We start from the raw sequence: 26371 nt of genomic DNA, 5'->3' as shown, positions 1-26371 counted from the left end.
TGTGGCGTCAAAACCAGCAGCAAATAGGGAGGAACGGAAAATGGCATTTAAAATGAAAAAATGGCCTTTAGCAGCAGGTGTTTTATCGGCTACGCTTTTATTTTCAACCGCGTGTTCAAACGAAAGCGCATCGGGTAATAAAAAAAGCGGCGGAGATCAAGTAGTAGTAGATGTATTTCAAGGAAAAGTAGAAATCGCTGATCAGCTAAAAGCTCTAACTGATCAATACACAAAAGAACATCCAAATGTGAAGTTCAATATCCAAACGGTTGGTGGAGGAGCTGACGGTGCAGCAGCTTTAAAAGCGCAGTTTGCGTCGGGGAATGCACCTGACCTTTTCACAAACGGCGGATATCAAGAGGCAAAAACGTGGAAAAATAAATTAGAAGATTTATCCGATCAGCCTTGGATTGATGACGCGTACGAAAACACACTTACACCGATGACGATGGACGGTAAAGTATATGGACAGCCGATCAGTCTTGAAGGCTATGGATTTACATATAACAAAAAACTGTTCAAAAAAGCAGGCATCAAAGAACTTCCAAAAACATATTCAGAATTAGAAGCAGCGGCTAAAAAGCTAAAAGCTGCCGGCATTACGCCATTTTCTATCGGTTACGGCGAGTGGTGGGTGCTTGGAAACCACGGCTTAAATATTCCATTTGCTAGTCAAAAAGATCCGGATGCATTTATTAAAGGGCTAAATGACGGCAGTACGAAAATCGCAGGAAACGAGCAGTTCAAACAGTATGTGAAGCTGCTTGATTTAACGGTAAAATACGGAAACAAAAATCCGTTAACGACGGACTACAACACGCAAGTAACGAAGTTTGCGAACGGTGAAGCAGCGATGATTCAGCAAGGAAACTGGATTCAGCCAATGCTTGATAAAATTACGCCGAACATGGATGTAGGTATTCTGCCTATGCCGTTAAGCGATGATGCAGCTGTAGCTGACAAGCTTGCAATTGACGTTCCAAGCAACTGGGTTATTCACAAACAAGCACCAGCGGCAGATAAAAAAGCAGCCAAAGACTTCTTAAACTGGATGGTCACATCTAAAGAAGGCCAAAAAGCGCTAGTAGAAGACTTCAAGTACATTCCAGCCTTTAAGTCAATCGAAGCAAAAGACATTGGACCTCTAGGTGAAGAACTTCTTAAATATTCTAAAGATCAAAAAACGCTTCCTTGGGAATGGACAAAATTCCCTGAAGGCGTAACGCAAAAATTCGGAGCGGATGTACAAGAATACATCGGCGGCCAAACGTCTGAAGATGAGCTGTTAAAATCATTAGATAAAAGATGGGCTGAATTGAAGTAATGAAAAAGACAACCTTTGGGTTGTCTTTTTTTTGTGGAATCAAAGATATGATATTTTTGTATCTTTATCCTTTTTATAGAAATTAATTGTGTATAAAAGGTTAGATATTCCTATTTAGATAGGTTAGCTGAAACTTTATAATGGATAATATAGGGAAAAATTAGATTAAATACAAAAAATTTGATGGCTTTCTAATTACAGTGATAAAAGAGGGAATTTAATGGGTAAAGTGTATGAAGCAAGTTCACTGCTTGCTTATGCAAAAGAGCGTGTAAGTACATATAAAAAGCTTAATCAAGAACTAGGTGAACTGAAAAAAGCATTACAAGGTGTAGCAAACTTAGATACCGAATTTCAAGGGAAAGGTGCAGACCAAATTAAAAAATTTTATCAAATGCAGGTAGACGTGGTTGGCTATTGGGAAGCATTAGTTTCTGCTAACCATGCCTATTTTTCTGTATTGTCAGAACGTGCACATGAAGAAAAATTAGATGGTCACACAATTGTTGATGTATCTTTTTTAGAACATGAACTCGAAGTAGCTAATAATCAGGCAACACAAATGATTGAAGAACAACATAAAGATTTAAAAGATATCTTGAATGATATACATGATATTTTGCCGTTGGACGCTTTTTCAACAAAGGATGTTCAATCGAAGCTAAAGAGCGCAGATAAAAAGAGAGCTAGTACCATTACTGCAGTAGAAAAACTAGATCATAATTGGTCTACTGAATATGCAAGTTTAGATGAAAATTACCAATCTGTAAAAAGCAGTGTTGATGAGCTAGAAGCGTTAACTTCTCAAGGGAGTGGAGCTTATCAAGTTGTTTTTGACACTAAAGCCTATCATAATAGTGAAAAATACAAAATACAGCAAAAAATCAGCCAAAATACTAAAAGTTATTTAAAAGCAAAAAAAGAAGAAAAAACATACTATGAAAATAAAAGACAAGCAGAAATTGAAGCGAATAAACCATGGTATGAAAAAACATGGGAAGTCGTTTCAACCTTTACAGGAGAAGCGACTGGATATTATGATTATAAGCGAGCAACCGAAGGTGTAGATCCTGTGACGGGTAAAAAGCTCTCTGCCACTCAGCGAGCAACTGCAGCGGCAATGGCTGCAGCTGGTTTTATTCCAGTAGTAGGATGGATTGGTAAAGGAGCAAAAGGAGCAAAAGGTGTATATAAAGCTGGTAAAGGAATGAATGCGGCTCACGATGCATTGCTTGCATATAAAAATCCTAAATCGTTTCATGTTCTTCAGAACACCGAAAAAGGTCTTTACGGACTTGTAGGTACGAATGGGACGTACGAATATGTAACAGGAAAAGATGTACTTGGAAATAAGCTAGATGAAGATGAGCGTAAAAGCGCGTTAATAGGAGCATTTGGAGGGCTATTTGGAAGCGGAGCTGGTGCAGTAATTACTCAGAAAGTCGCCAAAGATACGAAAGAAGCCATTAAAGGAGCAAAAGTGCTAGGTGAACAAGCAAAGCATACGTTTAAAGAAACCTCTAATTTAGCCAATACTACAGGCGTTCAAAGACACTTAGCATTTGCTGGAGAAAGTGCAGTGTCTGAGTCAAGCTTATATTCCAAGTCTTCATCTCATCTAGAAAACAATATTTATAAAACTACTTCTGATTGGAATGTACCACCGAAAGGTAATGGAAGAGGCTCTCAATCTTCAAAAAGTCTTGAGGCTGTTAACTCAGAAACTAGATCTGCTGAAACTTTATCAAAGAACTTAGATATTATTAACAAACTAGAGTTTAATCAAGCTAGTAAGGCCAAATTAGCAGCGGCTGTAAAAGAGGGTTTAGTTGACCCAGCAAGTTGGAAAGGTAGCTTAGTAGCTCCTAGTAAAGATGTTACACACCTAACTAACCGGGAGCTTCAAGCGATTAATTTACGTTTAAGCAAAGAAAAAATATTAAAGATAATACCGGTAAAACGTAAGGTGAATGCTGATAGAATTCAGCGATTAAGGTTAATGGCTGCTAAAAAAGCAGAACAATACGCTAATCAAGTGAGGAAAAATCAAGCTTGGACTCTTCAGAAAACACATAGTAAATCCAAACAAGATTCTGTAATACTAAGCGATGAATTAAAGAATGCCGGTATTATACGGCCGAAAAATTCTCAAGCTCATCATATCGTTCCTGTAAACGATGGAGGGATGAGAGAGTATTTAGAGAAATATGGTATAGATATTAATTCTGCTGCTAACGGAGTTTTTATAACCGCAAAAGAGTTTAAATTTTGGCCAGGACAAGTTGTCCACCATTTGTATGGAGATTATTGGCTAACTGGAAAGAGTTTTTGGGGGCATGGGAAAGCTTATAAAAAACATTTGGATGTAGAATTGCGTCGAATTGATAGCTTGAATATTTCACCTTTAATGAAAAAAGATTTAATTTTAGAGTTATTAGAGGATACCAGAGAAGGTTTATTTACCGGAAGAATAGACTTTTTATATAAAAATTAAAACAGAGGTGATTTTATGAAAATATGGCAAATGTATTGCACCGAAGAAGCTGTTCAACTGACAGCAAAGAATAAACAAAAGAATGAAGATTTTTTTGATAGGGGACTTATGGGAGAGTCTCTTCAGCACAGCTGGGAATCTATTGTAATGGAAACTTTTCAAGAAGGAGAGTATAAGGACTATATAACATATAAAGGGCGTTCGAATCCCCCTATTTTCTCACAAAAGGCTACTCAGCATTTAGACCGTTATTTAACAGACAGTGCTGAAATACTACCGGTAGTTCATAATGATGATAATTATTATGCAATTAATATTACAAATATTTTAGAATGTATTGATTATGAAAATTCGATACCTAATAAGTTTGGTGGTTTTGAACAAATAGCATTTATAGAAAACGAATTGAAAAAGAGTCATATTTTCCGTACAAAATCAACCAAGCATCGTTTCGGAGATTTCCCAATAATCTCTCAAGAAATTTATGTATCAGATGACGTACGCGATTATATCCTTCAAAGTGATTTAACCGGTTTTACTTTCTATGAAGTATGGTCATCACAAGAAGAAGAAGCATCAGTTGAAGAGGTAAATCCATTTGTTCGGGAATCACTCGATGAGGATGTGGAAGCTCACTTACAAGCATATTATGGGCCCATTATACGCCGTGTCGAAGCAGAATCAGCTGAGGTGACAGAGGCAGGTTTTTATGAAATGGCTCCTACAGAATCAGTGCCGTTTTATACGGTCGCAACACATGGTTATAGTACGCTTCGCCTGCCGACACCCCCTGGATTAGACAGCGCGTACGTTGAACTGGTGATGCATGCAGATCAAGATCCGTTTGAAGATGAAAAGTACAGCTGGATTCCACAAGTCATGCATCAAGTAGGAAGCTTTGCGGTAAACCATATGAATTGGATTGGTCAGTGGATGGTGTTTCCAAATCAAGAGCTGGATCGCTACGTGGATACTTATGAACGAATGTTAACAGGTGAAAAGGTGAAGCTGCCTTTACACGTTCAACCGTATTCACCAGAAAGCGGCTTTTGTGGTGTTATGGTCGTGCCGCCTCTGCCGCAGTGCCAAGAGGCATTTACGATGCCGTATCTTGAAAATGGAAAAGAAATTGACGGAGAGTGGCCAGTCTATTTCCACACGCTTCTTCCTTTGTACGAAGAAGAAATGGAGTACTATTTCCAGCATGGACAAGAAGCGTTGTTAGAAAAGATGATGGAAAATGGCATCGAACACCTATTTAACTTACATAGACCTAATACGTTTAAGGAAAAAAGAAAAGGCTTTTTCGGCAGGTTCAATAAGTAATAAATAAAAAGTAGCCAATATATAGGCTACTTTTTATTTTGGTTTCTCTTAACAAAAGGGGAGAAAACGCGCTCCTTCCTGTGTGATTACTTAACTTCTTGGCCAAAGCATAACCGCTACGCCAATCAGACACACAAGTCCGCCGATCCAATCGTATGTATCGGGCATTTTTTTATCAACCCACCACGCCCAAAACAGGCTTAAAACAATAAAAATACCGCCGTAAGCTGCATATACACGTCCAAAGTCCGGAAACGACTGCCACGTAGCAATGACGCCGTACAGCACCAAAGCAATACCGCCTAGAAGCCCTAACCAGCTTGATGCTCCTTCGCGCAGCCACTGCCAAATCAGATAGCCTCCGCCAATTTCAGCAAGACCTGCTAAAATAAAAAGAAAAATTGCTTTAATCATAAACTATACTCCTTATATCATCATTTCATCTCTTTATTCTATCTTACTTTTTTCGTTTGATGAACCATTTGCTCGTTTTAAATAAGTACACTGGAAAGCATTCCTTTATCAATTTGTCTTCAAACCTGCTAAACTATTAATAGTATGAGTTTATGTAGAATGTTTGTGGGAGTACAAAGAGTCATTCAATTATTGATGCTCAGGGTACTTTTAAAAAAGGTGAAAGTTAGCAGTAAATGGACTATATAAAAGAATGCAGATATAGGGGTTTGGTAAAATGAGTTTAGATCATAAAGTAATACGCATTGAGCTGCCTACGCCATTTCCAATTGGACCAGTGAATGTGTTTTTATTAAAAGCAGACAAGTTAACGTTAATTGATGCAGGGATGAAAACCGAAGAAGCGTGGAATATTTTTGAAGAGGCGCTTCGTAAAGAAGGATATAAAGTAACAGATATTGAACAAGTGATTCTTACTCATCAGCATCCGGATCACACTGGATTTTTAGAATGGCTGCCGGGTGATATACCGGTTTACGGTCATAAGCTTGTAGAGCCTTGGATTTATCAAGATGAAGAGTTTGTTCAGCAGCATAATGAGTTATACCGTAATTTTCTTATGGAGTTTGGAGTTAGTGATGATGTAATGGGAAAATGGCTTCGTAAAGCCACGGCTGCGATTCAAGTGTATTCACCTAAAGGGCAGAAGCTAACCGGGTATTTACAGGAAGGAGATACACTTCCGTATGCGAGTGATTGGGAAGTGATTGAAGCGCCGGGACATTCCTTGAGTCAGCTGATGTTTTACAATCGAAAAGAAAAAGTCGCGTTTGGCGGAGATCATATTTTGCCAAAAGTACCGTCAAATCCATATTTAGAGCCAACCATTCAAAATCCTAAGCCAACGCCGCTATTGGACTACTTGGCGTCTCTTGAAAAAACGTTGAACTACGACATTGATTTGATTTATAGCGGACATGGTGAACCGCTTAGTGACATTCATTCTTTAATTATGGAACGTATTCAAAAGCAGCATAAATGGGCGCTGCGCGTGTTACAAGCGATGGGGGAAGGAAAGAAAACAACGCTTGAAGTCAGCGCAGCTTTTTTCCCGGATATGTATCAAAAAGCACCGGACTTTATTTTCTCAGAAGTGTACGGTCAGCTTACGTATTTAGAGAAAGAAGGATACGTTGAATTAACAAAAAGTGAAGAAGGCGTCTTGCTGTGGGAAACTACACGTGTGCTTGCTCCTCAGTCATAACATAAAAAACCAGCTTCTATAAAGAAGCTGGTTTTTATGCTTATAGTGAATGCAAGCGCTCAATGCGTTTTTCAAGCGGCGGGTGAGTAGAGAATAAGCGTGAGAATTTTTCTTTGCCGCTAATTTTAAAAGCGGCAATTGATTTTTGGCGGTCATCTACTAATGAAGTAGTATGACGAAGCGATTCTAACGCATAAATCATTTTTTCTTTACCACCGAGTTTAGCTGCAAGCTCATCGGCTTTGAATTCACGTCTTCTTGAATGCCAGAAGATAATTGGGCTGCTTAAGATACTAAAGAGAATCTCAAATACAATCGATGTAAGGAAATAAACAACCATCGCAAACTCTTCTCGCACAAAGTTTGACACCGCTTTGGCTACTAAACGAGAGAAGAAAATAACGAATGTATTTAATACTCCTTGCAGAAGCGTAGTTGTGACCATATCACCGCTTTTAATATGCGCTATTTCGTGAGCGATAACGCCGCTGATCGCATCGCGGTCCATTCGTTCAAGCATTCCGCTTGAAACGGCAACAAGCGAGCGTCTTTTACTTGGCCCAGTTGCAAAAGCGTTAACTTCTGCTGAATGATAAATTCCGACCTGAGGCATTTTTCTTAATCCTGCAACAGATGCAAGTCGATGCGTTTCTTCTAAAACAAATCGTTCATATTCACCTTGAGGAGAACGTTCATCAATAACTTGAACACCCATCATCCACTTTGCCATCACGCGTGACATCATAAGAGAAATAATCGCGCCGCTGAAGCCGGCAATGACGCTAAATGCCAGCAGGCCGCCGTAACCGCTGCTTCCCATATAGCTTTGAACACCTAATAAAGATGTAATCGTTGTGATTGTAATTAATACTAAAATATTAACGAAAATAAACAGTGAAATTCGTTTTAGCACAAGTCTTCCTCCTTTAACTAATACGTGCATGATAGGTATACGGTCAGAGGAGAGGAAAGGTTTCATTTATTTATTCAAATTTACTAAAAAGATTACTATGTTAAGTTATTAAATAGTAAATATCAAATTACAAAATGAGATATAGAAAGCAGCAAAATGTATTGTTTAGTCTATAATTAAGAGCATTTTTTAAGAAATTTCATAATTTACGTCTATCTTGGGACAAGACGTACTAAAATAATTAAAAAAGGTGTTCAACTCCTGAACACCTTTTTGGTAACACCATTTAAAGATTACTAACTTTAGTACGCTTAAAAATTAACTTTTGGTTCTGTACCTAATTTAATACGTTTGAAGTTTTTAATATGCTTCCATGTAATGAAAACAAAAATAACGGCTGCAAATATCATCAATACTACATCACCTATATAGAGTGAGGCCAAAAAGGCAACCAATGCGCCAATAGGTGAAGATAAGGATACGTATTTAGAAATTTTGAGAGAAATTAAAAAAGCAAGAATTCCTAGAATGAAAGCTAATGGTGAAAATGCAAGGAATACACCAGCCGCAGTCGCTACAGATTTTCCTCCTTTAAACTTTGCAAAAACAGGATAGCTATGTCCAAGAATAGCGATAAATCCAGGGACAAGCATATGCAAGTGACTATTCATCATAAGCGGTAAACAGACGGCTAGCGAGCCTTTTGCTATATCGCCGATCAATACTATAATACCTGCTCTCTTTCCTAAAGTACGAAAGGTATTAGTGGCTCCTAAGTTACCGCTTCCGTGCTTGCGAACATCGGTTTTGTAAAAGCCCTTTCCAATCACTAAAGCAAAAGGAATGGATCCAATTAAATAAGCTAATAAGATAATTATAGCGTTTGTTAATACGTTCATCGTTGGCACCTCAAATTGTGTCGTTATTATTCATTTTATAGCAAGATATCAAGAGTAAAGTTTATTTTGTTTCTGAACACTTCTATCAGTATGTATTGCTTCCCAGCGAGTAAATTGTGGAAGGTAGTCTTTTATATCTCTACAAAAGATAAACGCGGTAAAAGCAGTCTTTTGTATGAATAGAGGTTGCTGGCTGTTTCGGTAGAGCATTTGTAAATTCAACTATATTTTTAGAGGAATAGCTTCATGACTTTATGTTAAGATATTTTTGGATTTTCAAGCCTTCCTACGTATTAGGACGAATCCATATGTCCATTATAAATATGTAAAAAAAGAAAAGAGAGTAGGCGGAAAGGCAAAAATAAAAAACTTGCTACAACACTAGCGAAGTTTTTTGCGCATCAGCCGTTCTGATTTTCTCTACAAAAATAAAAACTTGTAATACAATTTTTAAAATATAACATAAATGTTTAAGGATTAAAAGATATTTTGGGTATATTGTATTAGAAGAAATGTGTTTTAATATTTTTTCATAAAAAATAAGACAAAGAAATTAACAAATCAAAAGAAATATAATAAAATGTAAAACGGTGTTTCGAAATATTAACTTCTTAAAGTTGAAAGGGGTCCTGCACTTGTTGTGGACAGATATCAAAGAACGAGAAGTAGTTATGTACAAAAACTGCCAGGCGAAAATTTTAGAAAAAAAGGTGCCGAATAAAATAGTCGTGCGCAATCTAGAATTCCCGGAAAAAGGCGATTGGATATCAGCCGAGCTTGATTTTGAAGCTGTTGAAAAATTTGAGAAGAGTCGAGAACACTAATACGAAAAACATTTTACAATACTTCTATTTGTTATATAGAAAAAAGCCGAGCTTACATTTTGAGTTCGGCTTTTTTGTTTATGTTTAATTCGTTTTCTTTACGAAGAGCTTCTCGTTATTACATGTAAAACCATGCCTTTTCCTCTCATACATTTTCCACTATTACAATAGTGCTACACAAAAACGTATCTTTATGAGGGACTATTGATTTATTTTTAGTACATGTATTTTTGCCACTTTTTTCATATACAAACGTTCAGAAACAAAATCTCTGTGCATACATTGAAGACAAAGGGGGAGGATACATTGGGAAAAACAAGTCGTATATTGAAATGGGTCAGCGGAGGATTAGAGGCTCTTTGGGGGATTCCCCTCCTAGGCGGCACCCTGGTTATAAGTCTAGCCTACACGCCGCTTATTCTAATGCTCGCATTGCATGTCGTAGGTTTAGTATTCGCGATTAAAACAAACAAAATTCGGACAGGGCATATCATGGGAATTGTCTGTTCTGCTATTGCGTGGATTCCAATTGTGGGCATGATCATGCATATCTTAACGGCTATTTTCTTACTGATAGAAGCAGCCAAAGATAACGAGCCATCTGAAGACGCAGCATAAAAGAAAAGCCGCCTGATTTTTAGGTGGTTTTTTGTATTTACTATCACAGACTTGAAGGCTATATTATTTTGGGAAATCCTTTTTATGTTAGAATATTAGAAGTATTTTCTAAAAAAGGGGGTAAACATAATAGGCAAAGCCAATCAAAAAAACAAAAGACTTTTTACAGTAGGACTCATAGTAGTCGCTCTTGTAAGCTTTATATTTTTACTATGGAGTAAAGGATGGGTAATTCCTAATGCGATAAGTGCCAACCGTTATGATGTAAAAGGCGTAGACGTATCTTCTTATCAAGGGGAGATTGATTGGAATGTGCTGAGTAAACAAGATATTCAGTTTGCTTTTATCAAAGCAACGGAAGGAAGTTCATTTCAAGATCCTTTATTTAAACAAAACTGGGAACAAGCAAATCGGAAAAACATGCGGATCGGAGCTTATCACTTTTTTAGCTACGATAGCAAAGGTTCCACACAAGCGGCTAATTTTATCAAAGCGGTCTCTCTTAAAAATAACGATTTGCCACCAGTGATTGATGTAGAATTTTACGGAGATAAAAAACAAAACCTTCCGTCTCAGAAACATGTATACAAGGAGCTTTCTAGTATGATTACACGTCTTGAATCTCATTATGACAAGCGCGTTATTCTTTATACGACGCCTAAAGCGTATGACTTGTATATTAAAAACAGATATCCTGAGTGTGATATTTGGATTCGTGATGTTGTGAAAAAGCCTACTCTTGAAGAACAGCAGAAATGGACGTTTTGGCAGTATACGGACAAAGGACGGTTAAGCGGCTACAAAGGTAAAGAAACGTTTATTGATTTAAATGTGTTTAACGGAAATCAAGCAGAATTTGAAAAATACTAGTTTACTAGAAAGGTAAGGGATGGAGGGGGAAATAATGCCTACTTATAACAAGCTAGTGCGAGATAAAATTCCTGCGATTGTTGAACAAAGCGGAAAAACCTTCAAATCACGCGTGCTGCAGCAAGAGGAATATCAACATGAGCTGATAAAAAAAGCAAAAGAAGAGTTTCAAGAATATATAGAAGCCCAAACGCACCAAGAGGCCATTGAAGAACTCGCAGATTTACTGGAAGTTATGCAGGCGCTAGCAGCTGTGCACGGGGCCACGCCAGAACAGCTGGAGAAAGTGCGTGAGGAGAAGGCGAAGGAGCGCGGGAAGTTTGATGATCGGATTTATTTAGTGGAAACAGAAGAAGGGTAGTTTGGTGGTGCAATAGTGGAAGGAGCGAGCGGTGGCAGGTGAGTTTTAATTTAAAAGTAGGAGAAATAAAAAAAGCTTATTTAACAGAACAAGAAATTTGGAAGATCATTAATCAATTTTTCGCTAATGGTCACTTTACCACAACGTATAAATATGGATTAATGAAAGCTTTAATTGAAAACCTATATAACGTTGACAATCGGTTAGTACTCACGTTTGATCAAGTGTATTTTTCCTTTGCTAAAATATATTGGAATTTGGTTATTCATCATGATTTAAATCAATTAAATACACACAATAGACAAGCTGGAATTCAAAAAGAGTTAAAGGAATTTCAGTTAATGCATGGTGTCCCAAATAAAGTAGTATTTGATCGTTTACCAAGTAATCTTCAATTGCAGTTAGTAGAAAGAACTAAAAAAGTGGGGGCAAGGTATGTAGTAGGGGCGTTATACGGAGATATGGAAGGTTCCATTTATGAGTTTGATAAAAGAACAGAATACATAAAGTTTAATAGCAGTATGTATATTTTTTTGCAAAAGTATAGACAAATTGTTACTCATTTAACCAATTATCATTTGGCGAAATTTTTAGAAAAGCATAATGACAAAAATAAGTTAGAAGATGTCTTGTTAAAAGTGGAGAATATTTCAAAACGCGAATCGCTGCATGCATTCTATAACATACTTTGGAAATACGAAACAAAAGAATGTTTTTATTGTGGGAAAGTTCTTTCTGACAAACGCATCGCTACTCATGTAGATCATTTTATTCCATGGAGTTATATCCAATCAGATAATATGTGGAATTTGGTGTTAAGCTGTCAAAGCTGCAACACAAAAAAGAGCAATAAACTTGCTAAGAGTGTATACCTCGAGAAGATGTATGTTCGTAACGATAATCTTAAATTAACAGCAGTTCACAATGATTTTAACTATTATTCGGAGCGTAAGTTAGAAGCTCTTTATGAGTTTGCTGGAATGAATGGATACGTAGAAAACTGGTCTCCTTAACCCCGAGTATTTCTCTTTTCATTTCAGTTACAAAATCCCCTCTTGAAATTTTGTTCACCAAACAAGTAAACTAAAGACATAAGTTTGGTAAAATTGGGATAAGAAATTCATGAGGTAGGGGAGAACAAGTCGATGGAGATGGATCAAGAGAAATTTAATAAAGTGATTGAAGCGGCAAGGATGTATTATATTCTTGATTATAATCAAAGTGAAATTGCAAAAAAGCTTGGTGTATCAAGGCCTACGGTTTCTCGATTGCTGCAGACAGCAAAAGAAGAAGGCATTGTTCAAATTAAAATTGTGGATTCATCTATCAATAGTGAAAAATTGTCTTCTCAACTTGAACAAAAATTCAATTTAAAAAAAGCAATCGTCACACCGGTGCCTCAATATGAAAATCACATTATTAAAAGTCATCTAGGCGTGGCAGCAGCTGACTATCTCTATGACATCGTAAAAGACGGAGATATTATTGGGGTGACGTGGGGAACAACTCTTTATCAAGTGGCCATCGATTTAAAACAAAAGTATGTGAATGACGTGCAGGTTGTGCAGTTAAAAGGCGGAGTAAGCCATTCGGAAACGAGCACGTATGCTTCTGAAATTATGTACTTATTTGGAAAGGCATACAATACGCCTCCTATGCATCTTCCTTTGCCTGTAATTGTCGATCACGTGGTAGTCAAAAAAGCAATGGAAACGGATCGTCATATTAAGCGTATTTTAGATTTAGGCAAACAAGCCAATATTGCCGTCTTTACTACGGGACCCATTAAAACGGATTCGCTGCTTTTTCAGCTTGGCTACTTTTCCGAACAAGATGTAGAGATGATTTCCTCGCGAGCGGTAGGAGACATTTGTTCACGTTTTTTTGATAAAGATGGACAAATTTGCAATGAAAGCCTGGATGAACGGACGCTTGGACTTGATTTGGACGAACTAAAGAAGAAAGAGTACGCCATTTTAGTAGCGGGCGGGGATCAGAAAATTGACAGCATTTATGGAGCGCTGCAAGGGAAATTTGCAAATGTACTCGTTACGGATCAGTTCACGGCGCGCTTTTTGTTAGATAAACAAGAGTAAGGGAGATGAAGAAGCTGTTTTTTCAAGAGCAAAAGCTTCATTGAATCGAAATAGTAGAAGATATTGTATCTTATTCGGCGCCATCTCTGCAGGAGCAGCGAAACCGGTATCCTTTTCACACAGACGTCTCAAAAGACGGGGTGATTGCCAAAGGAACCACAGGCTATATTATTAAACGGTGGGGAAGAATGTATTTTTCTCCTGGTGCTAATCAAAAAGGAATTGAACGTTTTGATTAGCCATATGTATTAATTCCTTATAAAAAGGTAAAGAATAAGTATCTAATCATGTTGTCATTTGTGATAAAAGCTGAAAAATAAGGGAAGACTTCCGAGTGCGGAAGTCTTTTTTTATTCACTAAAACAGCGGCTATAAATATTTTTGAACAAATGTAAATATATCTGTTTACAATTGTTCAAAGCTATTATATAGTAAGGGTGTAAGTTGTTGAAAACGTTTTAGTGGATGCACAATATGCAGATACTTTTAGGGGGAAAACGTCATGAGAATGGTTGACTTAATTGAAAAAAAACGTAATGGACATGAATTAAATAAAGCTGAAATCGATTTTATTATCGAAGGTTATACAAAAGGGGATTTACCTGATTATCAGCTATCGGCATTTGCGATGGCGATTTACTTTCAAGGAATGACGCAGGAAGAACGCGTAAATTTAACGCAAGCAATGGTTGAATCAGGCGATCAAATCGACTTATCAAAAATTGAAGGTATTAAAGTAGACAAACACAGCACAGGCGGCGTAGGTGATACAACAACACTTGTATTAGGACCTTTAGTAGCTGCGGTTGATGTACCAGTTGCCAAAATGTCTGGCCGCGGCTTAGGACACACTGGCGGTACGATTGATAAACTTGAAGCAGTGCCTGGCTTCCACGTTGAAATTACAAATGAAGAATTCATTCGTTTAGTAAATACAAATAAAATTGCCGTTATCGGTCAAAGCGGAGACTTAACGCCGGCGGATAAAAAACTTTATGCGCTTCGTGATGTAACAGCAACGGTTGATTCGATTCCGTTAATTGCAAGCTCAATTATGAGTAAGAAAATTGCAGCTGGAGCAGATGCTATTTGCTTGGATGTAAAAACGGGGAACGGCGCATTCATGAAGAAACTTGAAGACGCTGAAGAATTAGCAAAAGCAATGGTTGAAATCGGAAAAGGCGTAGGCCGAAATACAAAAGCAATCATCTCAGATATGAGCCAGCCTCTAGGATTTGCGGTTGGTAATGCGCTTGAAGTGAAAGAAGCTATCGACACGTTAAAAGGCGAAGGTCCTGAAGATTTAACAGAACTTTGCTTAACATTAGGAAGTCACATGGTTGTACTTGCTGAAAAAGCAAGCAGCTTAGATGAAGCGCGTGCAATGCTTCAAGAAGTAATTAAAAACGGAAAAGCATTAGAATCGTTCAAAACGTTCTTAAGCGCACAAGGCGGAGACGCTTCTGTTGCAGACGATCCGTCTAAATTACCTGATGCAGCGCACAAAATTGAAGTGCCAGCAAAAGAAGATGGCTACATTTCAGAAATCGTTGCAGAAAAAATCGGCGTAGCAGCAATGAAGCTAGGTGCAGGACGTGCAACAAAAGAATCTGAAATCGACTTAGCAGTTGGTATCATGCTTAATAAAAAAGTTGGCGATTCAGTGAAAAAAGGCGACTCTCTTGTTACAATTCACAGCAATAGTGAAGATGTACAGGAAGTAATGGATATCGTTTATGATTCTTACAGCACGGTCGCTGAAAAAGTGGAAGCTCCAACGTTAATTTATAAAGAAATTCATTAAGAGACAGAGAGGAAGAACAAAATGAGTCAAAACATTACGGGTATTATTGATCATACATTATTAAAAGCAGATGCAACAGAAGAGCAAATTACGGTTTTAGCACAAGAAGCAAAAGAATATTCATTCGCTTCGGTTTGTGTAAATCCAACGTGGGTAAAAAAAGCAGCTGAGTTATTAAAAGATGCTCCAGAAGTAAAAGTGTGTACGGTAATCGGTTTCCCTCTTGGAGCTACTACTTCAGCAGTAAAAGCATTCGAAACAACAAATGCAATCGAAAACGGTGCAGATGAAGTAGATATGGTAATCAACATCGGCGCGTTAAAAGATAAAAACTATGACTTAGTGCAAAGCGACATTCAAGCAGTAGTAGATGCTGCAAAAGGCAAAGCGCTAGTAAAAGTAATTATTGAAACAGCTCTTTTAACAGACGAAGAAAAAGCAAAAGTTTCTGAGCTAGCTGTAAAAGCTGGAGCTGATTTTGTTAAAACGTCAACGGGCTTCTCTACAGGAGGTGCAACGGTAGAAGACGTAGCGCTTATGAGAAAAACGGTTGGACCAGATGTAGGTGTAAAAGCTTCTGGCGGCGTTCGAGGCTTAGAAGATGCAAAAGCAATGATTGAAGCTGGTGCAACACGTATTGGTGCAAGCTCTGGCGTATCAATTGCAAAAGGTCAATTAAGCAACTCTGATTATTGATAAATGACAGCAGGTTAGTACTAGCTAACCTGCTGTAAACTAAGCAAAGGATGATGACGGTGGAGCCAAAACAATTAATAGATGAAGCAATCGCAGCAAGCAAACAAGCACATGTACCATATTCTCAATTCCATGTTGGTGCAGCTCTTTTAACAACCGATGGGAAGATTTATCGTGGATGCAATATTGAAAACGCTTCCTATGGATTGACGAACTGCGCTGAGCGAACGGCTATTTTTAAAGCTGTTTCAGAAGGGGACAAGCAGTTTTCAGCTATCGCAGTTGTAGGAGATACGGACGGCCCAATTTCTCCTTGCGGCGCATGCAGACAAGTATTAGCTGAGTTCTGTGATGATCACACACAAATTATCTTAGCAAACCTAAAAGGAGATTTTGTGATTACCAACATCAACGAAATCTTACCGGGCTATTTTTCATCAAAAGACTTACAAAAATAAGTAAGCAGTGGAGGATACTATGAAATATTTAATTGGCATCTTAGGGTTACTCGTTGTCTTTGGATTAGCGTATCTTGCAAGTAATAACCGTAAAGAAATCAAATATAAACCAATCGTTATTATGGTTGTGATTCAAGTTCTTTTATCAGCTTTACTTCTAAACACAAAGTTTGGCTTGATTATTATCAATGCGATTGCCAGCGTTTTTGGAAAGCTGCTTTCATACGCAAATGAAGGAGTAGAGTTCGTATTTGGCGGAATCGCGAATAAAGGATCAATGCCGTTTTTCTTAAACGTGCTGCTTCCTATCGTTTTTATCTCTGTCTTGATTGGGATTTTACAGCACTTTAAAATTCTTCCTTTCATTATGAAATGGATTGGCTTAGTTCTCAGCAAGATTAACGGAATGGGAAAATTAGAGTCTTATAACGCAGTAGCTTCTGCGATTGTAGGTCAGTCAGAAGTATTTATTACTGTTAAAAAGCAACTAGACAAACTGCCGCCAAACCGTTTATATACGCTTTGTGCATCAGCTATGTCGACTGTTTCAATGTCAATTGTCGGTGCTTATATGACAATGATTGAACCAAAATATGTAGTAACAGCAATCGTGATTAACTTATTTGGCGGATTTATTATTTCTTCTATCATTAACCCTTACACAGTAACGGATCAAGAAGATATTTTAGAAGTACAAACTGGTCATAAACAAACGTTCTTCGAAATGCTTGGCGAATACATTATGGATGGATTTAAAGTAGCGATTATCGTAGGTGCAATGCTAATTGGTTTCGTTGCGCTGATGGCTGCGATTGATAACGTGTTTGAAATGTTATTTGGTCTATCGTTCCAGCATCTGCTTGGCTATGTGTTTGCACCGTTTGCATTCATCATGGGTGTTCCTGCTTCAGAAGTTGTGGCAGCGGGTGGAATTATGGCAACAAAACTTGTAACAAACGAATTTGTGGCAATGATGAGCCTGTCGGATATGGCTTCAACATTCAGTGCTAAAACGCTTGGAATTGTATCTGTATTCTTAGTATCATTTGCTAACTTCTCATCAATTGGAATCGTGTCAGGAGCTGTTAAAGGCTTAAGCGAAAAGCAAGGAAATACAGTAGCGCGCTTTGGTCTTCGTTTACTATACGGAGCTACGCTTGTAAGCGTACTGTCAGCAATTGTTGTCAGCTTTATTTTATAAGTGTAATAGAAACAGAAAGAAAAGCAGTTTCCTTTTTAAAAGGAATTGCTTTTTCTTTTTTACATGTAAACCACAACTCCGTACATCCTAAAGAAAAACATAGACGCAGAGGAGGACAAGAAAAGCTGGGGGCTTTTCTTACTGAAAAATGGATCAAATTGGACTGTTGCTGTCAGGTGCAGCTTTATTTTTAAACGGACTGATGCTGCTTGGAAAAGCAGATGAAAAAAACGTAGGCGTATTTAACTTATTTGTTGGAGCTTTTCAAGTTATTGTTCCGTTTTATTTAATTATTACGTCAGATCAAAGCAACTGGATTTTGTATGAAAGAACGGCAATCTTCTTATTTGGCCTTACGTATTTGTATGTAGGGGTGACGGTATTAAAAGGAATGCAGGGAACAGGACTTGGCTATTACTCGCTTTGGGTATCGATTATCGCTTTAGTGTACGTGACCGTTTCTCTTGTTCACTATCATGACGTAGTTAACGCCATTACATGGATTCTTTGGTCGTTTTTATGGTTTTTATTTTATGTGCTTAATACGAGCAAAAAAGATGTATCTGCATATGTGGGGAAAGTGGCGATCGTCCAGTCGTGGGTGACGTTGACGATTCCAGCGCTGTTTTCACTAACAGGCGTATGGGGAAATAAGGATATGTACAATATGTGGGGAATTGTGCTGGTGGCGTCTATCATTTATTTCGTATATCTAGGGTATCGACTATTCTTTTCTCAGCCGCAAAAAATGATTTTGAAATAAAGTATTTACAAAAAATAGATAATAATGGTAAGATGTTAGAAATTAAATGCCGTGAAGAGAAAAGTAGACAGCGCTTATTCTTAGCAGAGAGCTCCGGAAGCTGAAAAGGAGCAAGAAAAATGCTGTTGAAACAAGCCTCTGAGCAGCGCATTGGATCTAACGTGATAGTGCGACGGCTGCTTCCGTTACAAAGCTAGAGTATAAGCGAAAGCCGTACTCGATAAGGTTTATATGGCGACATATGAACAAACTAGGGTGGCACCGCGATTCATAATCTCGCCCCTAAGACACATGTCTTGGGGGTGGGATTTTTTTATTGACCGAAATCAATAGTGAAGCGGAGGCCTTTCTTTTATGAAAAATAAGCTGTTGTCTTGGAAATACCCGTGTTTATTGCTGTTTGGAATTGGCACTAGCAATATCGGCGACTGGATTTATTTAATTGCTTTAAATGTAATGATGCTTGATATGACGAATGCGCCGCTTGCGGTTTCAGGGCTATACATGATAAAGCCGCTTGCTGCGCTATGTACAAATATATGGTCTGGAAGCTTAATTGACCGCATGAACAAACGGAAGCTTATGATGGTTTTAGATTGGACGCGCGCGGGAATTATTGCTTGCCTTCCGTTTTTCTCATCCATACTGATCATTTATGTGCTGATATTTATCATCAGTATGGCAAGTTCAATGTTTCGGCCGGCATCGATGGTTTATATCACAAAGCTTATTCCACGTGAAAAACGACAAAGATTTAATTCGCTGCGCAGTTTGATTGACTCAGGTGGTTTTCTTATTGGGCCAGCCGCAGCAGGTGCGCTATTTATGATTGGAACGCCTGCGTTTGCCATTTATGCTACTGCTGCAGCGCTGGTATCGTCAGGGATAGTTACTTTGTTTATGCCGAACCTGGATACAAAAACAGAAGTTAAAGAAAATAAGCTGTCTGTAAACACCATTCGAGAAGATTGGAAAGCGGTATTTCGTTTCAGTAGAGCCAACAGATACATTATCACCATTTATGTATTATTCAGTTTCTTAATGGTCATGGCCACGGCAATTGATTCTCTTGAAGTTTCATTTGCAACAAAAGTCATTCATTTGTCCGAAAGTGAATACGGATTTTTATTAAGCATAGCAGGCGCTGGCATTATGATTGGAGCAGTTGTGAACACACTGTTTGCTAAAAAGCTGTCGACCAACTTTCTCATAGGCGCCGGCAGTGTAGGAGTGTCGCTTGGCTATTTGCTGTATGCGTGTTCGTCTTCTTTTCAAACTATCGGAGCAGGATTTTTTAGCTTATCCTTTGCGTTAGCTTTTGCAAGTGCTGGTTTTCAAACCTTTTATCAAAACAGTATTCCCGTTCACATGATGGGTCGAGTAGGAAGTATCTATGGACTGCTTGAGTCACTCCTGATCATTATCATGACTTTTTTCTGCGGCATGGCTGCGTACATCTTTTCGATTCAAGGAGCTGTAATTGGTGGAAGCCTGGTTATGCTTTTAAGTACAATTGTATTGTTTTTGTACACGTTAAAGCCGACGTTTTATAAAGTGAATTTGGTCAAAAAGCAAGAAATCTAACGTACAGGTATTAGTGGACAAATAAGCTAAGAAGCCGATAAAAAGAAATGAATACAGGATAAAGGATGGAAAAGTACAGTGAAAATGAAAGATGCGTTAAAGAAAAAGGGAATGTTTGTTAAAAAATTATCGAATCAAGGTGAACTCTTTCGAAAGAGATGGGAAAATGAATTTGCAAGTGCTTTAAGCGCATCGCAAAAAAAGAAAATTTATATGGACCAATTTTTATGGCATGCATTTAGCTATGAAAAGCTTCCTTGCTTGCAAGGAGAACAAGCGATTCAAGCGTTCGAACAGCAAATAATGAACGACTGTTATTTGCTGTTTGAGCATGATGAACGAGTGCTGCAGCTATCTAAATGTAAGCATCTAACAAGCGCTGATTTAAGTGAAAATACAAACATGTATTTAGAAGATTTATATGTGGTTGATAAAAACTTCACGTGGACTTACGTGATTACCCATGAAAGCTCATGTGGACCTTACTTTTACCGCACATAAGTAAAGATAGAGCCTGCCGTGTTTATCAACATGACAGTTTTTTCTATAAAAGAACATTTTATTAATTAAAAGTAATTTTAGGTATAAAATGGTCTTCGATCTGAAAAAATGGGTATTTATTACTAACTATTATCCATCTCTCTCCTATATCTATATTACCATTTGGGATTTTTTCAAAAAATAGGATATGAAATTAATTTTTTGTATGCTAAGGTAATTACTGCTAGTAAGCTTGTCTTACAAAAAACGTTTTAAAAAAGGAGGTTTTTGTATGAAATGGTATTTACATGTACTAAAAAATTATGCAGCGTTTCAAGGAAGAGCAACGCGTAAAGAGTATTGGATGTTTGTCTTATTTAATTTTATTATATGGTGTGTGCTTTCAGCTATTGAACTTATAACAGGTATGCCTCCGTTTTTGCGTATAGTTTATCTTGTTGCACTCTTCATTCCATCTCTTGCTGTGACGGCACGCCGACTGCATGACATAGGAAGAAGCGGCTGGTGGCAGCTCATTAGTATTATTCCGATTGCAGGAGCTATTTGTCTATTAATTCTTCTTTGTCTAAGAAGTGAGTCGCAGTTAAACCGTTTTGACGTACCTCATAAAGTTGCGTAGGCTTTTAACGGTTAGGTAGTTTAATTTTATGAAAAAAGAGAGGGTTTATCATGCACTGGTATATAAAAGCTTTAAAAAATTATGCAACGTTTCGAGGAAGAGCAACGCGTACGGAGTATTGGATGTTTACATTATTTGCTTATATCTTTACGCTTGTTCTATATGCCTTGGTTTTTATTGATTCAATTGCTCTACTTGTATCTATTTTAATATTGCTCTATGGAGTAGCAATGATTCTGCCTTCACTTGCCGTTACTGTTCGCCGACTGCATGATACAGGAAGAAGCGGCTGGTGGTATTTAATTAACTTTGTTCCAGTTATCGGAGGCATTTGGCTGCTCATCTTACTTTGTCAAAGAAGCGAAGTAAGATGAGCAGCCAATATTTACGATACATACACGCAGGCATCTTAACCAGAGTAGTTTATTAGTTTAAAAATTAATAAACTAAACGTGCGAATTATTTCTAATTAAAAAGAGGTTGGGACAAAAGTAATTTAGTTGAAGGGAAATCCGAACTAATCGAGATTCTTGATATAGAATCCAATTAGTTCGGATTTTTTCATAGTGTGATGGTGAACGTAAATTTTATGTATGTAGATTCTTCTAGCCGTTGATTGGAGGGCAAGGCGAAGACTCCTGCGGGAAAAGCGGGAGAGGTGAGACCCCGCAGGAGCACAAGCGGCGAGGAGGCTCAGCGCCCGCCCGCGGAAAGCGAAGCCTTGCACGGAAATCAACGGCGGTGTCATAAGCGGTTCAGCTCATGTATCTGATTTATTCGTCTTTAGATTGGATTGATTTCATTATGTCTCAATCTCTTTTTTTTATTTTCCCACACGCTGCTGGGAATTTCTTTTCGAAGAACAGGTGCAATATCACTTGCAAAGCGCTCTAGCTGTTCGCGCTGTTCTGCTTCGCTTAGACCGTCTACGCTGATGCTCAGCACTTCGTTTCCATAAGCGCGGTGATAGTCTATTATTTTTTCAATGATTTGCTCCGGACTTCCTACTAAAGCAGGACCGTGTTGAATGATATCTTCTAGTGACGTGAACGGCGATTGATTATGTTTGGCTGCTTCTGTATTGCTAAATGCGTTATAGTACGGGCGATAGCGGCGAATTGCTTCTTCCGTTGTATCGGAAATATATAGGCTGCTTGCCCCCGAACCGACGATGGCCTTGCGTGGATCATGCCCATAATAAGCGAAGCGTTCGCGGTAATGGTCAATCAGCGCTTTATATTTAGCCTGAGGGTGGAAGGAATTAGATGAAAATAGGGGCTCTCCATATTTAGCTGCAAGTTCTGTAGACAGCGGGCTTGACGCACTTCCATGCCAAACGGGAATAGAAGTTTGAAACGGACGAGGCTGAGTCGTAACGTTAGTTAAAGGCGGACGATAACGGCCGCTCCACGTGACATCTTCTTCTGTCCAAAGCTGTTTCAAAAGAGCGTATCTTTCAGCAAGAGACTCCCATTGTTCTTCTTCTGTAATGCCAAAAAGCGGATAATGACGCGGGTCATTGCCTTTTCCGATAATCAGTTCAAGGCGTCCACCCGATAGGTGATCAAGCGTTGCATAATCTTCAGCTACTCGTACAGGGTCTAAAATGCTTAGAACGGTAACAGTCGTAAGGAGACGGATGTGTGACGTTTTAGCCGCAATTGCACTTAAAACAACGGGAGGAGAAGAAGACAAAAAAGGAGCTCCGTGTCTTTCGCCGACTCCGTAAGCATCAAAACCTAACTTTTCTGCCAGCACCGCTTGATTTAACACATGCTGAAACTTTTCTTGAGCAGTGAATGTTTCTCCAGTAACCGGGTTCGGGATGTTTTGAATAAGACTAAATAAAGCAAATTTCATACGTTTTACCTCCAAAAGATAAAATGGTGGACGACAATAAAAAAAGCAAACGTACACGCATTATCGTGTCCATTTGCCTCCAGTTGACTGGTAGATATGTAGTTTTATTGTTTTATTAGTTGTATCTTAAGTGGTAGACACCGAGCTGTCAAGATAATCTTTTTCTAAAAACCCACTTGATTTATCGGTTAACTAGTATTATGATGTGAATAATCTTACACGAAGTAAGCCCACTGGTTAACCAGAGGCTCTTGAGGAAGCAGCTGCTTCCTCAAGAGCCTCTTTTTATTACATAATATAGGGATTTAGGGGAGGAACGTATGAAAAAATATTGGCTGTTTTTACTTTCAATTGTAGTAGCTGTGAGCGTGGCAGGATGCGGAACAAACGCATCTTCAAGTGCAGGAGAAAAGAAAGAAAAAGATGTTCAAACGATTGTTGTTGGAACAGGCACTCAGTTTCCTAATATTTGCTTTATCGATGATAAAGGAAAACTGACCGGCTATGATGTAGAAGTAGTAAGAGCAATCGACAAAAAGTTAAAGGATTATAAATTTGAATTTAAAACGATGGAATTTTCAAATCTGCTTCTCAGCTTAGAAAGTAATAGAATTGATATGATTGCTCATAATATGGCTCAGAACGCTGAGCGAAAGAAAAAGTTTTTATTTAATGATGAAACATATAATTATTCGCCGCTTTATGTAACAGTTCCTAAAAATCGAAACGATATTCATTCCTTAAAAGATTTAGAAGGTAAAAAAATGATTGTAGGAGCTACAAGCAATGCGGCGGTTTACCTAGACAAATACAATCAAAAACACGGCAATAAAATCGATGTAGTTTACGCCGGTCAAGGTGCGGATGATGCCACAACTCAATTAAAAACAGGCCGGGCAGATGCTACGCTTGCGACTCCATTTTCTATCGACTTTAGCAATCAAGCGCTGAAATTTCAGCAAAAAACGGTTGGAGATATCGTGATTAATTCAAAAGTATATTTTATGTTTAACAAAAAAGACGAAAAGTTAAAGTCGGAAGTCGATCAGGCGATTAAAAAGCTGAAAAAAGACGGTACGTTAAAAAAACTCAGCACAAAATGGCTAGGAGAAGACTATACGGTGCAAAATTGACTATAGCAAAAAAGCAGCTGCCCATACAGCTGCTTTTTTTGTAGGATATAAATCCAATAGATAGAAGAAACGATCTGCAAAGAAAACAAAAATTAGTGTATAGTAGAGCTATAAGTACTATAAAAGCAGGACCGCAGTAGGAGGCAATTCATTGATTACGGATTTACAGCGCGGAGATTTCTTTCAAAAAGGACATCGTTATCGCAGAAAACAAATTCATAAGCTTTATAAAGGACAGGAACAAAGCGAAATATCAACGCCAAAAGCGCATCCATATATTTTTATTTTCACAAAAGAAAGCGGAAGTGAATACGGAACGGGACACGGGTGGAACAGAGATAAAACCGCTTTTTTCTATACGGGAGAAGGCCAAAGGGGATCGATGCAGCTCATTAAAGGCAATAAAGCGCTTCGTGAACATTTTTTATCAGGAAAAGCCGTTTACTTGTTTCACTACGTGGAGCCTGGAGTAGTAGAGTTCATTGATGAAGTGACGTATATTAATCATCAATTAGAAATCATGTGGGACTCAGACGGAGAGCTTCGTGAAGCCATTATTTTTGAACTTGAACGAAATTCCGTGATCGAGGAAAAAGCAGCAAAGCTGGATGTTTCACCTTATTCAACTGAACAGCTTCGTCATATAGCATTAGGAGAAGAAAAAAAGATAAGTGTTTACGAACAAACGGCAGCTCTTAAACAATATGTTCACAAACGCGCAGCAGGTATTTGCGAAGCCTGCGGAGAAAGCGCGCCGTTTATCGCAAAAGATGGCAGCTCCTTTTTGCAAATGTACCATCTTTCAAAGCTTTCAGAGAGCGGACTCGCTAAGCCAAAGGACGCTGCGGCACTATGTCCCAACTGTCATAGCCGTCTACGCTACGGGAAAGATAGTGAAGTATATAAAGAAGAGCTGATTATTAAAATTAATGAAAAAGAAGCAGGAAAGAAAAATGAGTAATATCGTCTTTTTTCATTTTATAAAAAACCGTCTCTAGGCAGGCCAGCTGCCGAGGCGGTTTTTTTGTATGTAGAATGACTTCAAAAAATAAAGACAGTAAAGCGTATAAAAATAATAGAAGAACAGATAATGAAAAACTGAAGCTTTCGTTTAAAAATAGTAAAAGCTGGGGTGATGTGCTGTGGCAGATAAGTATGACTGCGTCATTATAGGTGGAGGAATTGCCGGACTTCAAGCCGCTATTCAGCTTGGAAGATATAAGCGCAGTGTAGTGGTTATTGATTCAAACGATGGACGTTCCAATCTTTGCAAAAATTATCAAAATATATTGGGGTGGCCTGAGGGAATAAGCGGGCAAACTCTAAGAGAAACGGGAAGGCAGCAAGCAAAAAGCTACGGCATTCAATTTGCAGAAGAGCGTGTCCTTCAGTGTGAAAAAGAAATAGAAGGGTTTAACGTCATTACAAACTCTGCGAACTACGAAGCCGCTACTTTACTGATTGCGACCGGAGTCGTAGACCGGATTCCTTCTGAACTTCAGCAAGAGCTATATCCGTGCATGGGAAAAACGGTATATGTATGTCCCGACTGCGACGGGTATGAAGTAAATAATAGAAGGGTATTGGTACTAGGGTCAGGAAAAGCAGGAGCAAGTTTATCTCTTACGTTAACATATTGGACAAATGACATTACGTATATTAATCATGACAAAAAAGAGATTGGACCTTTAGCAGATACCTTGAGGCAAAAAGGAATTACCTATAAAGAAGGGGCAATAAAAAAACTCATAGCTGAAGCAGAAAGGTTAAAAGGAGTCATCCTCGAAAACGATGAATTTATCTATGGAGAAAGAGGTTTTTTAGCGTTCGGAGGAAATGAAGTTCGGACAGAATTAGCGCATGGGCTCGGAGTAGAACTCCTAGAAAATCAGCACATTATCGTAAATTCGCGTACAAAAGAAACAAATGTTTCAAACGTGTGGGCAGCAGGAGACATTGTGGCTCATTCTGAACAAGTTACGGTAGCGATGGGAGAAGGTTTACAAGCCGCTATTTGGATACACAAACGCTTGTTAGAGCTTTGTGAAAAATAATTGTTTTTTTATCTGTTTCTGAACACGCTACATTCTAAGTGGGAAAAGTCGATTTTTAGTGTTTTTTGTAATGGAACTCTGTACAGTATTCTGTGTTCAATAACTTTTCTTATTCTATTTTATATTACAATCAAATAAGAGAAAAATAAGAAAGAGTGATAATAGGCGTTTATTGGATATGCACGTGTATCAACAGGATTATAAAAATAAAAGGTATTTTCTACAAATAGAAAATACCCCCCCCGTTGGTTGCTACATTAAAAAGGTTAGGTTTGTTATAGCGTGACTTTATTTA

At 38.2% G+C, this 26371-nt stretch carries 27 protein-coding genes and 1 other annotated feature; of the genes, 23 read left to right on the top strand and 4 right to left on the bottom strand.

Features of this window, described 5'->3' with window-relative positions; translation table 11 throughout:
* Positions 1–40 precede the first annotated feature (40 nt).
* The 3 genes from LJC66_RS14925 (at position 41) to LJC66_RS14915 (ending at position 5144) form a co-directional block, all read left to right on the top strand.
* On the top strand, positions 41–1324 hold the full coding sequence (locus tag LJC66_RS14925; protein WP_025751355.1) for an ABC transporter substrate-binding protein: 1284 nt from the start codon (positions 41–43) through the stop codon (positions 1322–1324).
* A gap of 220 nt (positions 1325–1544) precedes the next feature.
* Positions 1545–3818 (top strand): T7SS effector LXG polymorphic toxin, encoded by a 2274-nt coding sequence (locus LJC66_RS14920; RefSeq protein ID WP_230932911.1) that lies wholly within the window; start codon positions 1545–1547, stop codon positions 3816–3818.
* A 15-nt stretch (positions 3819–3833) separates the two neighbouring features.
* The gene (locus LJC66_RS14915; protein ID WP_230932910.1) at positions 3834–5144 is read left to right on the top strand and encodes a suppressor of fused domain protein; all 1311 of its coding nucleotides are present in this window, start codon (positions 3834–3836) and stop codon (positions 5142–5144) included.
* Positions 5145–5234: 90 nt separating this feature from the next.
* Here the strand turns inward: LJC66_RS14915 and LJC66_RS14910 are convergent, their stop codons facing one another.
* The gene (locus tag LJC66_RS14910; protein WP_014459650.1) at positions 5235–5558 is read right to left on the bottom strand and encodes a YnfA family protein; all 324 of its coding nucleotides are present in this window, start codon (positions 5556–5558) and stop codon (positions 5235–5237) included.
* Positions 5559–5835: 277 nt separating this feature from the next.
* Here LJC66_RS14910 and LJC66_RS14905 point away from each other — a divergent pair, with 277 nt between their 5' ends.
* Positions 5836–6822, top strand: coding sequence for an MBL fold metallo-hydrolase (locus tag LJC66_RS14905; RefSeq protein ID WP_230932909.1), 987 nt, complete (start codon positions 5836–5838; stop codon positions 6820–6822).
* A 40-nt stretch (positions 6823–6862) separates the two neighbouring features.
* Here the strand turns inward: LJC66_RS14905 and htpX are convergent, their stop codons facing one another.
* On the bottom strand, positions 6863–7735 hold the full coding sequence (htpX, locus tag LJC66_RS14900) for a protease HtpX (RefSeq protein WP_013057489.1): 873 nt from the start codon (positions 7733–7735) through the stop codon (positions 6863–6865).
* A 311-nt stretch (positions 7736–8046) separates the two neighbouring features.
* The gene (plsY, locus tag LJC66_RS14895) at positions 8047–8634 is read right to left on the bottom strand and encodes a glycerol-3-phosphate 1-O-acyltransferase PlsY (RefSeq protein WP_230932908.1); all 588 of its coding nucleotides are present in this window, start codon (positions 8632–8634) and stop codon (positions 8047–8049) included.
* Positions 8635–9269: 635 nt separating this feature from the next.
* Here plsY and LJC66_RS14890 point away from each other — a divergent pair.
* The 16 genes from LJC66_RS14890 (at position 9270) to LJC66_RS14815 (ending at position 21779) form a co-directional block, all read left to right on the top strand.
* Positions 9270–9458, top strand: coding sequence for a hypothetical protein (locus LJC66_RS14890; RefSeq protein ID WP_225049418.1), 189 nt, complete (start codon positions 9270–9272; stop codon positions 9456–9458).
* A gap of 306 nt (positions 9459–9764) precedes the next feature.
* Positions 9765–10076, top strand: a complete 312-nt coding sequence (locus tag LJC66_RS14885; protein WP_098964915.1) for a hypothetical protein — start codon at positions 9765–9767, stop codon at positions 10074–10076.
* A 129-nt stretch (positions 10077–10205) separates the two neighbouring features.
* A complete protein-coding gene (locus LJC66_RS14880) occupies positions 10206–10946 on the top strand; it encodes a glycoside hydrolase family 25 protein (RefSeq protein ID WP_230933711.1) in 741 nt (246 codons plus the stop codon).
* 34 nt (positions 10947–10980) lie between these two features.
* The gene (locus tag LJC66_RS14875; protein WP_230932907.1) at positions 10981–11307 is read left to right on the top strand and encodes a nucleoside triphosphate pyrophosphohydrolase; all 327 of its coding nucleotides are present in this window, start codon (positions 10981–10983) and stop codon (positions 11305–11307) included.
* A 38-nt stretch (positions 11308–11345) separates the two neighbouring features.
* The gene (locus LJC66_RS14870; protein WP_230932906.1) at positions 11346–12320 is read left to right on the top strand and encodes an HNH endonuclease; all 975 of its coding nucleotides are present in this window, start codon (positions 11346–11348) and stop codon (positions 12318–12320) included.
* A gap of 132 nt (positions 12321–12452) precedes the next feature.
* Positions 12453–13403 carry a DNA-binding transcriptional repressor DeoR gene (locus LJC66_RS14865; RefSeq protein ID WP_035335328.1) on the top strand — a complete coding sequence of 317 codons (951 nt, stop codon included), beginning with the start codon at positions 12453–12455 and terminating at the stop codon, positions 13401–13403.
* 502 nt (positions 13404–13905) lie between these two features.
* Positions 13906–15207, top strand: coding sequence for a pyrimidine-nucleoside phosphorylase (locus tag LJC66_RS14860; RefSeq protein WP_013057477.1), 1302 nt, complete (start codon positions 13906–13908; stop codon positions 15205–15207).
* A 21-nt stretch (positions 15208–15228) separates the two neighbouring features.
* Complete coding sequence (deoC, locus tag LJC66_RS14855) at positions 15229–15903, top strand: deoxyribose-phosphate aldolase (RefSeq protein WP_013057476.1); 675 nt, start codon at positions 15229–15231, stop codon at positions 15901–15903.
* Between the two features lie 59 nt (positions 15904–15962).
* On the top strand, positions 15963–16361 hold the full coding sequence (locus tag LJC66_RS14850; RefSeq protein ID WP_028408960.1) for a cytidine deaminase: 399 nt from the start codon (positions 15963–15965) through the stop codon (positions 16359–16361).
* A 19-nt stretch (positions 16362–16380) separates the two neighbouring features.
* Complete coding sequence (locus LJC66_RS14845; protein WP_028408959.1) at positions 16381–17562, top strand: NupC/NupG family nucleoside CNT transporter; 1182 nt, start codon at positions 16381–16383, stop codon at positions 17560–17562.
* A 148-nt stretch (positions 17563–17710) separates the two neighbouring features.
* Positions 17711–18325, top strand: coding sequence for an AmiS/UreI family transporter (locus tag LJC66_RS14840; protein WP_025751370.1), 615 nt, complete (start codon positions 17711–17713; stop codon positions 18323–18325).
* A 42-nt stretch (positions 18326–18367) separates the two neighbouring features.
* Positions 18368–18612 (top strand) — a binding site (T-box leader).
* Between the two features lie 67 nt (positions 18613–18679).
* Positions 18680–19909: an MFS transporter gene (locus LJC66_RS14835; RefSeq protein ID WP_230932905.1), complete on the top strand. Its 1230-nt coding sequence runs from the start codon at positions 18680–18682 to the stop codon at positions 19907–19909.
* 84 nt (positions 19910–19993) lie between these two features.
* Positions 19994–20410, top strand: coding sequence for a DUF4275 family protein (locus tag LJC66_RS14830; protein WP_230933710.1), 417 nt, complete (start codon positions 19994–19996; stop codon positions 20408–20410).
* A 271-nt stretch (positions 20411–20681) separates the two neighbouring features.
* Positions 20682–21029: a DUF805 domain-containing protein gene (locus LJC66_RS14825; RefSeq protein ID WP_195696734.1), complete on the top strand. Its 348-nt coding sequence runs from the start codon at positions 20682–20684 to the stop codon at positions 21027–21029.
* A 50-nt stretch (positions 21030–21079) separates the two neighbouring features.
* On the top strand, positions 21080–21403 hold the full coding sequence (locus LJC66_RS14820) for a DUF805 domain-containing protein (protein WP_230932904.1): 324 nt from the start codon (positions 21080–21082) through the stop codon (positions 21401–21403).
* A 238-nt stretch (positions 21404–21641) separates the two neighbouring features.
* Complete coding sequence (locus LJC66_RS14815) at positions 21642–21779, top strand: hypothetical protein (RefSeq protein ID WP_181170503.1); 138 nt, start codon at positions 21642–21644, stop codon at positions 21777–21779.
* A gap of 33 nt (positions 21780–21812) precedes the next feature.
* Here LJC66_RS14815 and LJC66_RS14810 read toward each other — a convergent pair whose 3' ends face one another.
* Positions 21813–22889, bottom strand: a complete 1077-nt coding sequence (locus LJC66_RS14810) for an LLM class flavin-dependent oxidoreductase (RefSeq protein WP_195696736.1) — start codon at positions 22887–22889, stop codon at positions 21813–21815.
* 320 nt (positions 22890–23209) lie between these two features.
* On the opposite strand from LJC66_RS14810, the gene LJC66_RS14805 reads away from it, so the two are divergent.
* From LJC66_RS14805 to LJC66_RS14795, 3 genes are all read left to right on the top strand, one after another.
* Positions 23210–24022 (top strand): amino acid ABC transporter substrate-binding protein, encoded by an 813-nt coding sequence (locus LJC66_RS14805; protein ID WP_230932903.1) that lies wholly within the window; start codon positions 23210–23212, stop codon positions 24020–24022.
* Positions 24023–24173: 151 nt separating this feature from the next.
* Complete coding sequence (locus tag LJC66_RS14800) at positions 24174–24983, top strand: HNH endonuclease (protein WP_195696738.1); 810 nt, start codon at positions 24174–24176, stop codon at positions 24981–24983.
* Positions 24984–25164: 181 nt separating this feature from the next.
* The gene (locus LJC66_RS14795; RefSeq protein ID WP_195696739.1) at positions 25165–26076 is read left to right on the top strand and encodes an NAD(P)/FAD-dependent oxidoreductase; all 912 of its coding nucleotides are present in this window, start codon (positions 25165–25167) and stop codon (positions 26074–26076) included.
* Positions 26077–26371: the final 295 nt, after the last annotated feature.

Source organism: Priestia sp. TSO9 (assembly GCF_021029645.1).
Classification (GTDB): Bacteria; Bacillota; Bacilli; order Bacillales; family Bacillaceae_H; genus Priestia; species Priestia megaterium_E.
This window is presented reverse-complemented; position numbering and strand designations above follow the sequence as displayed.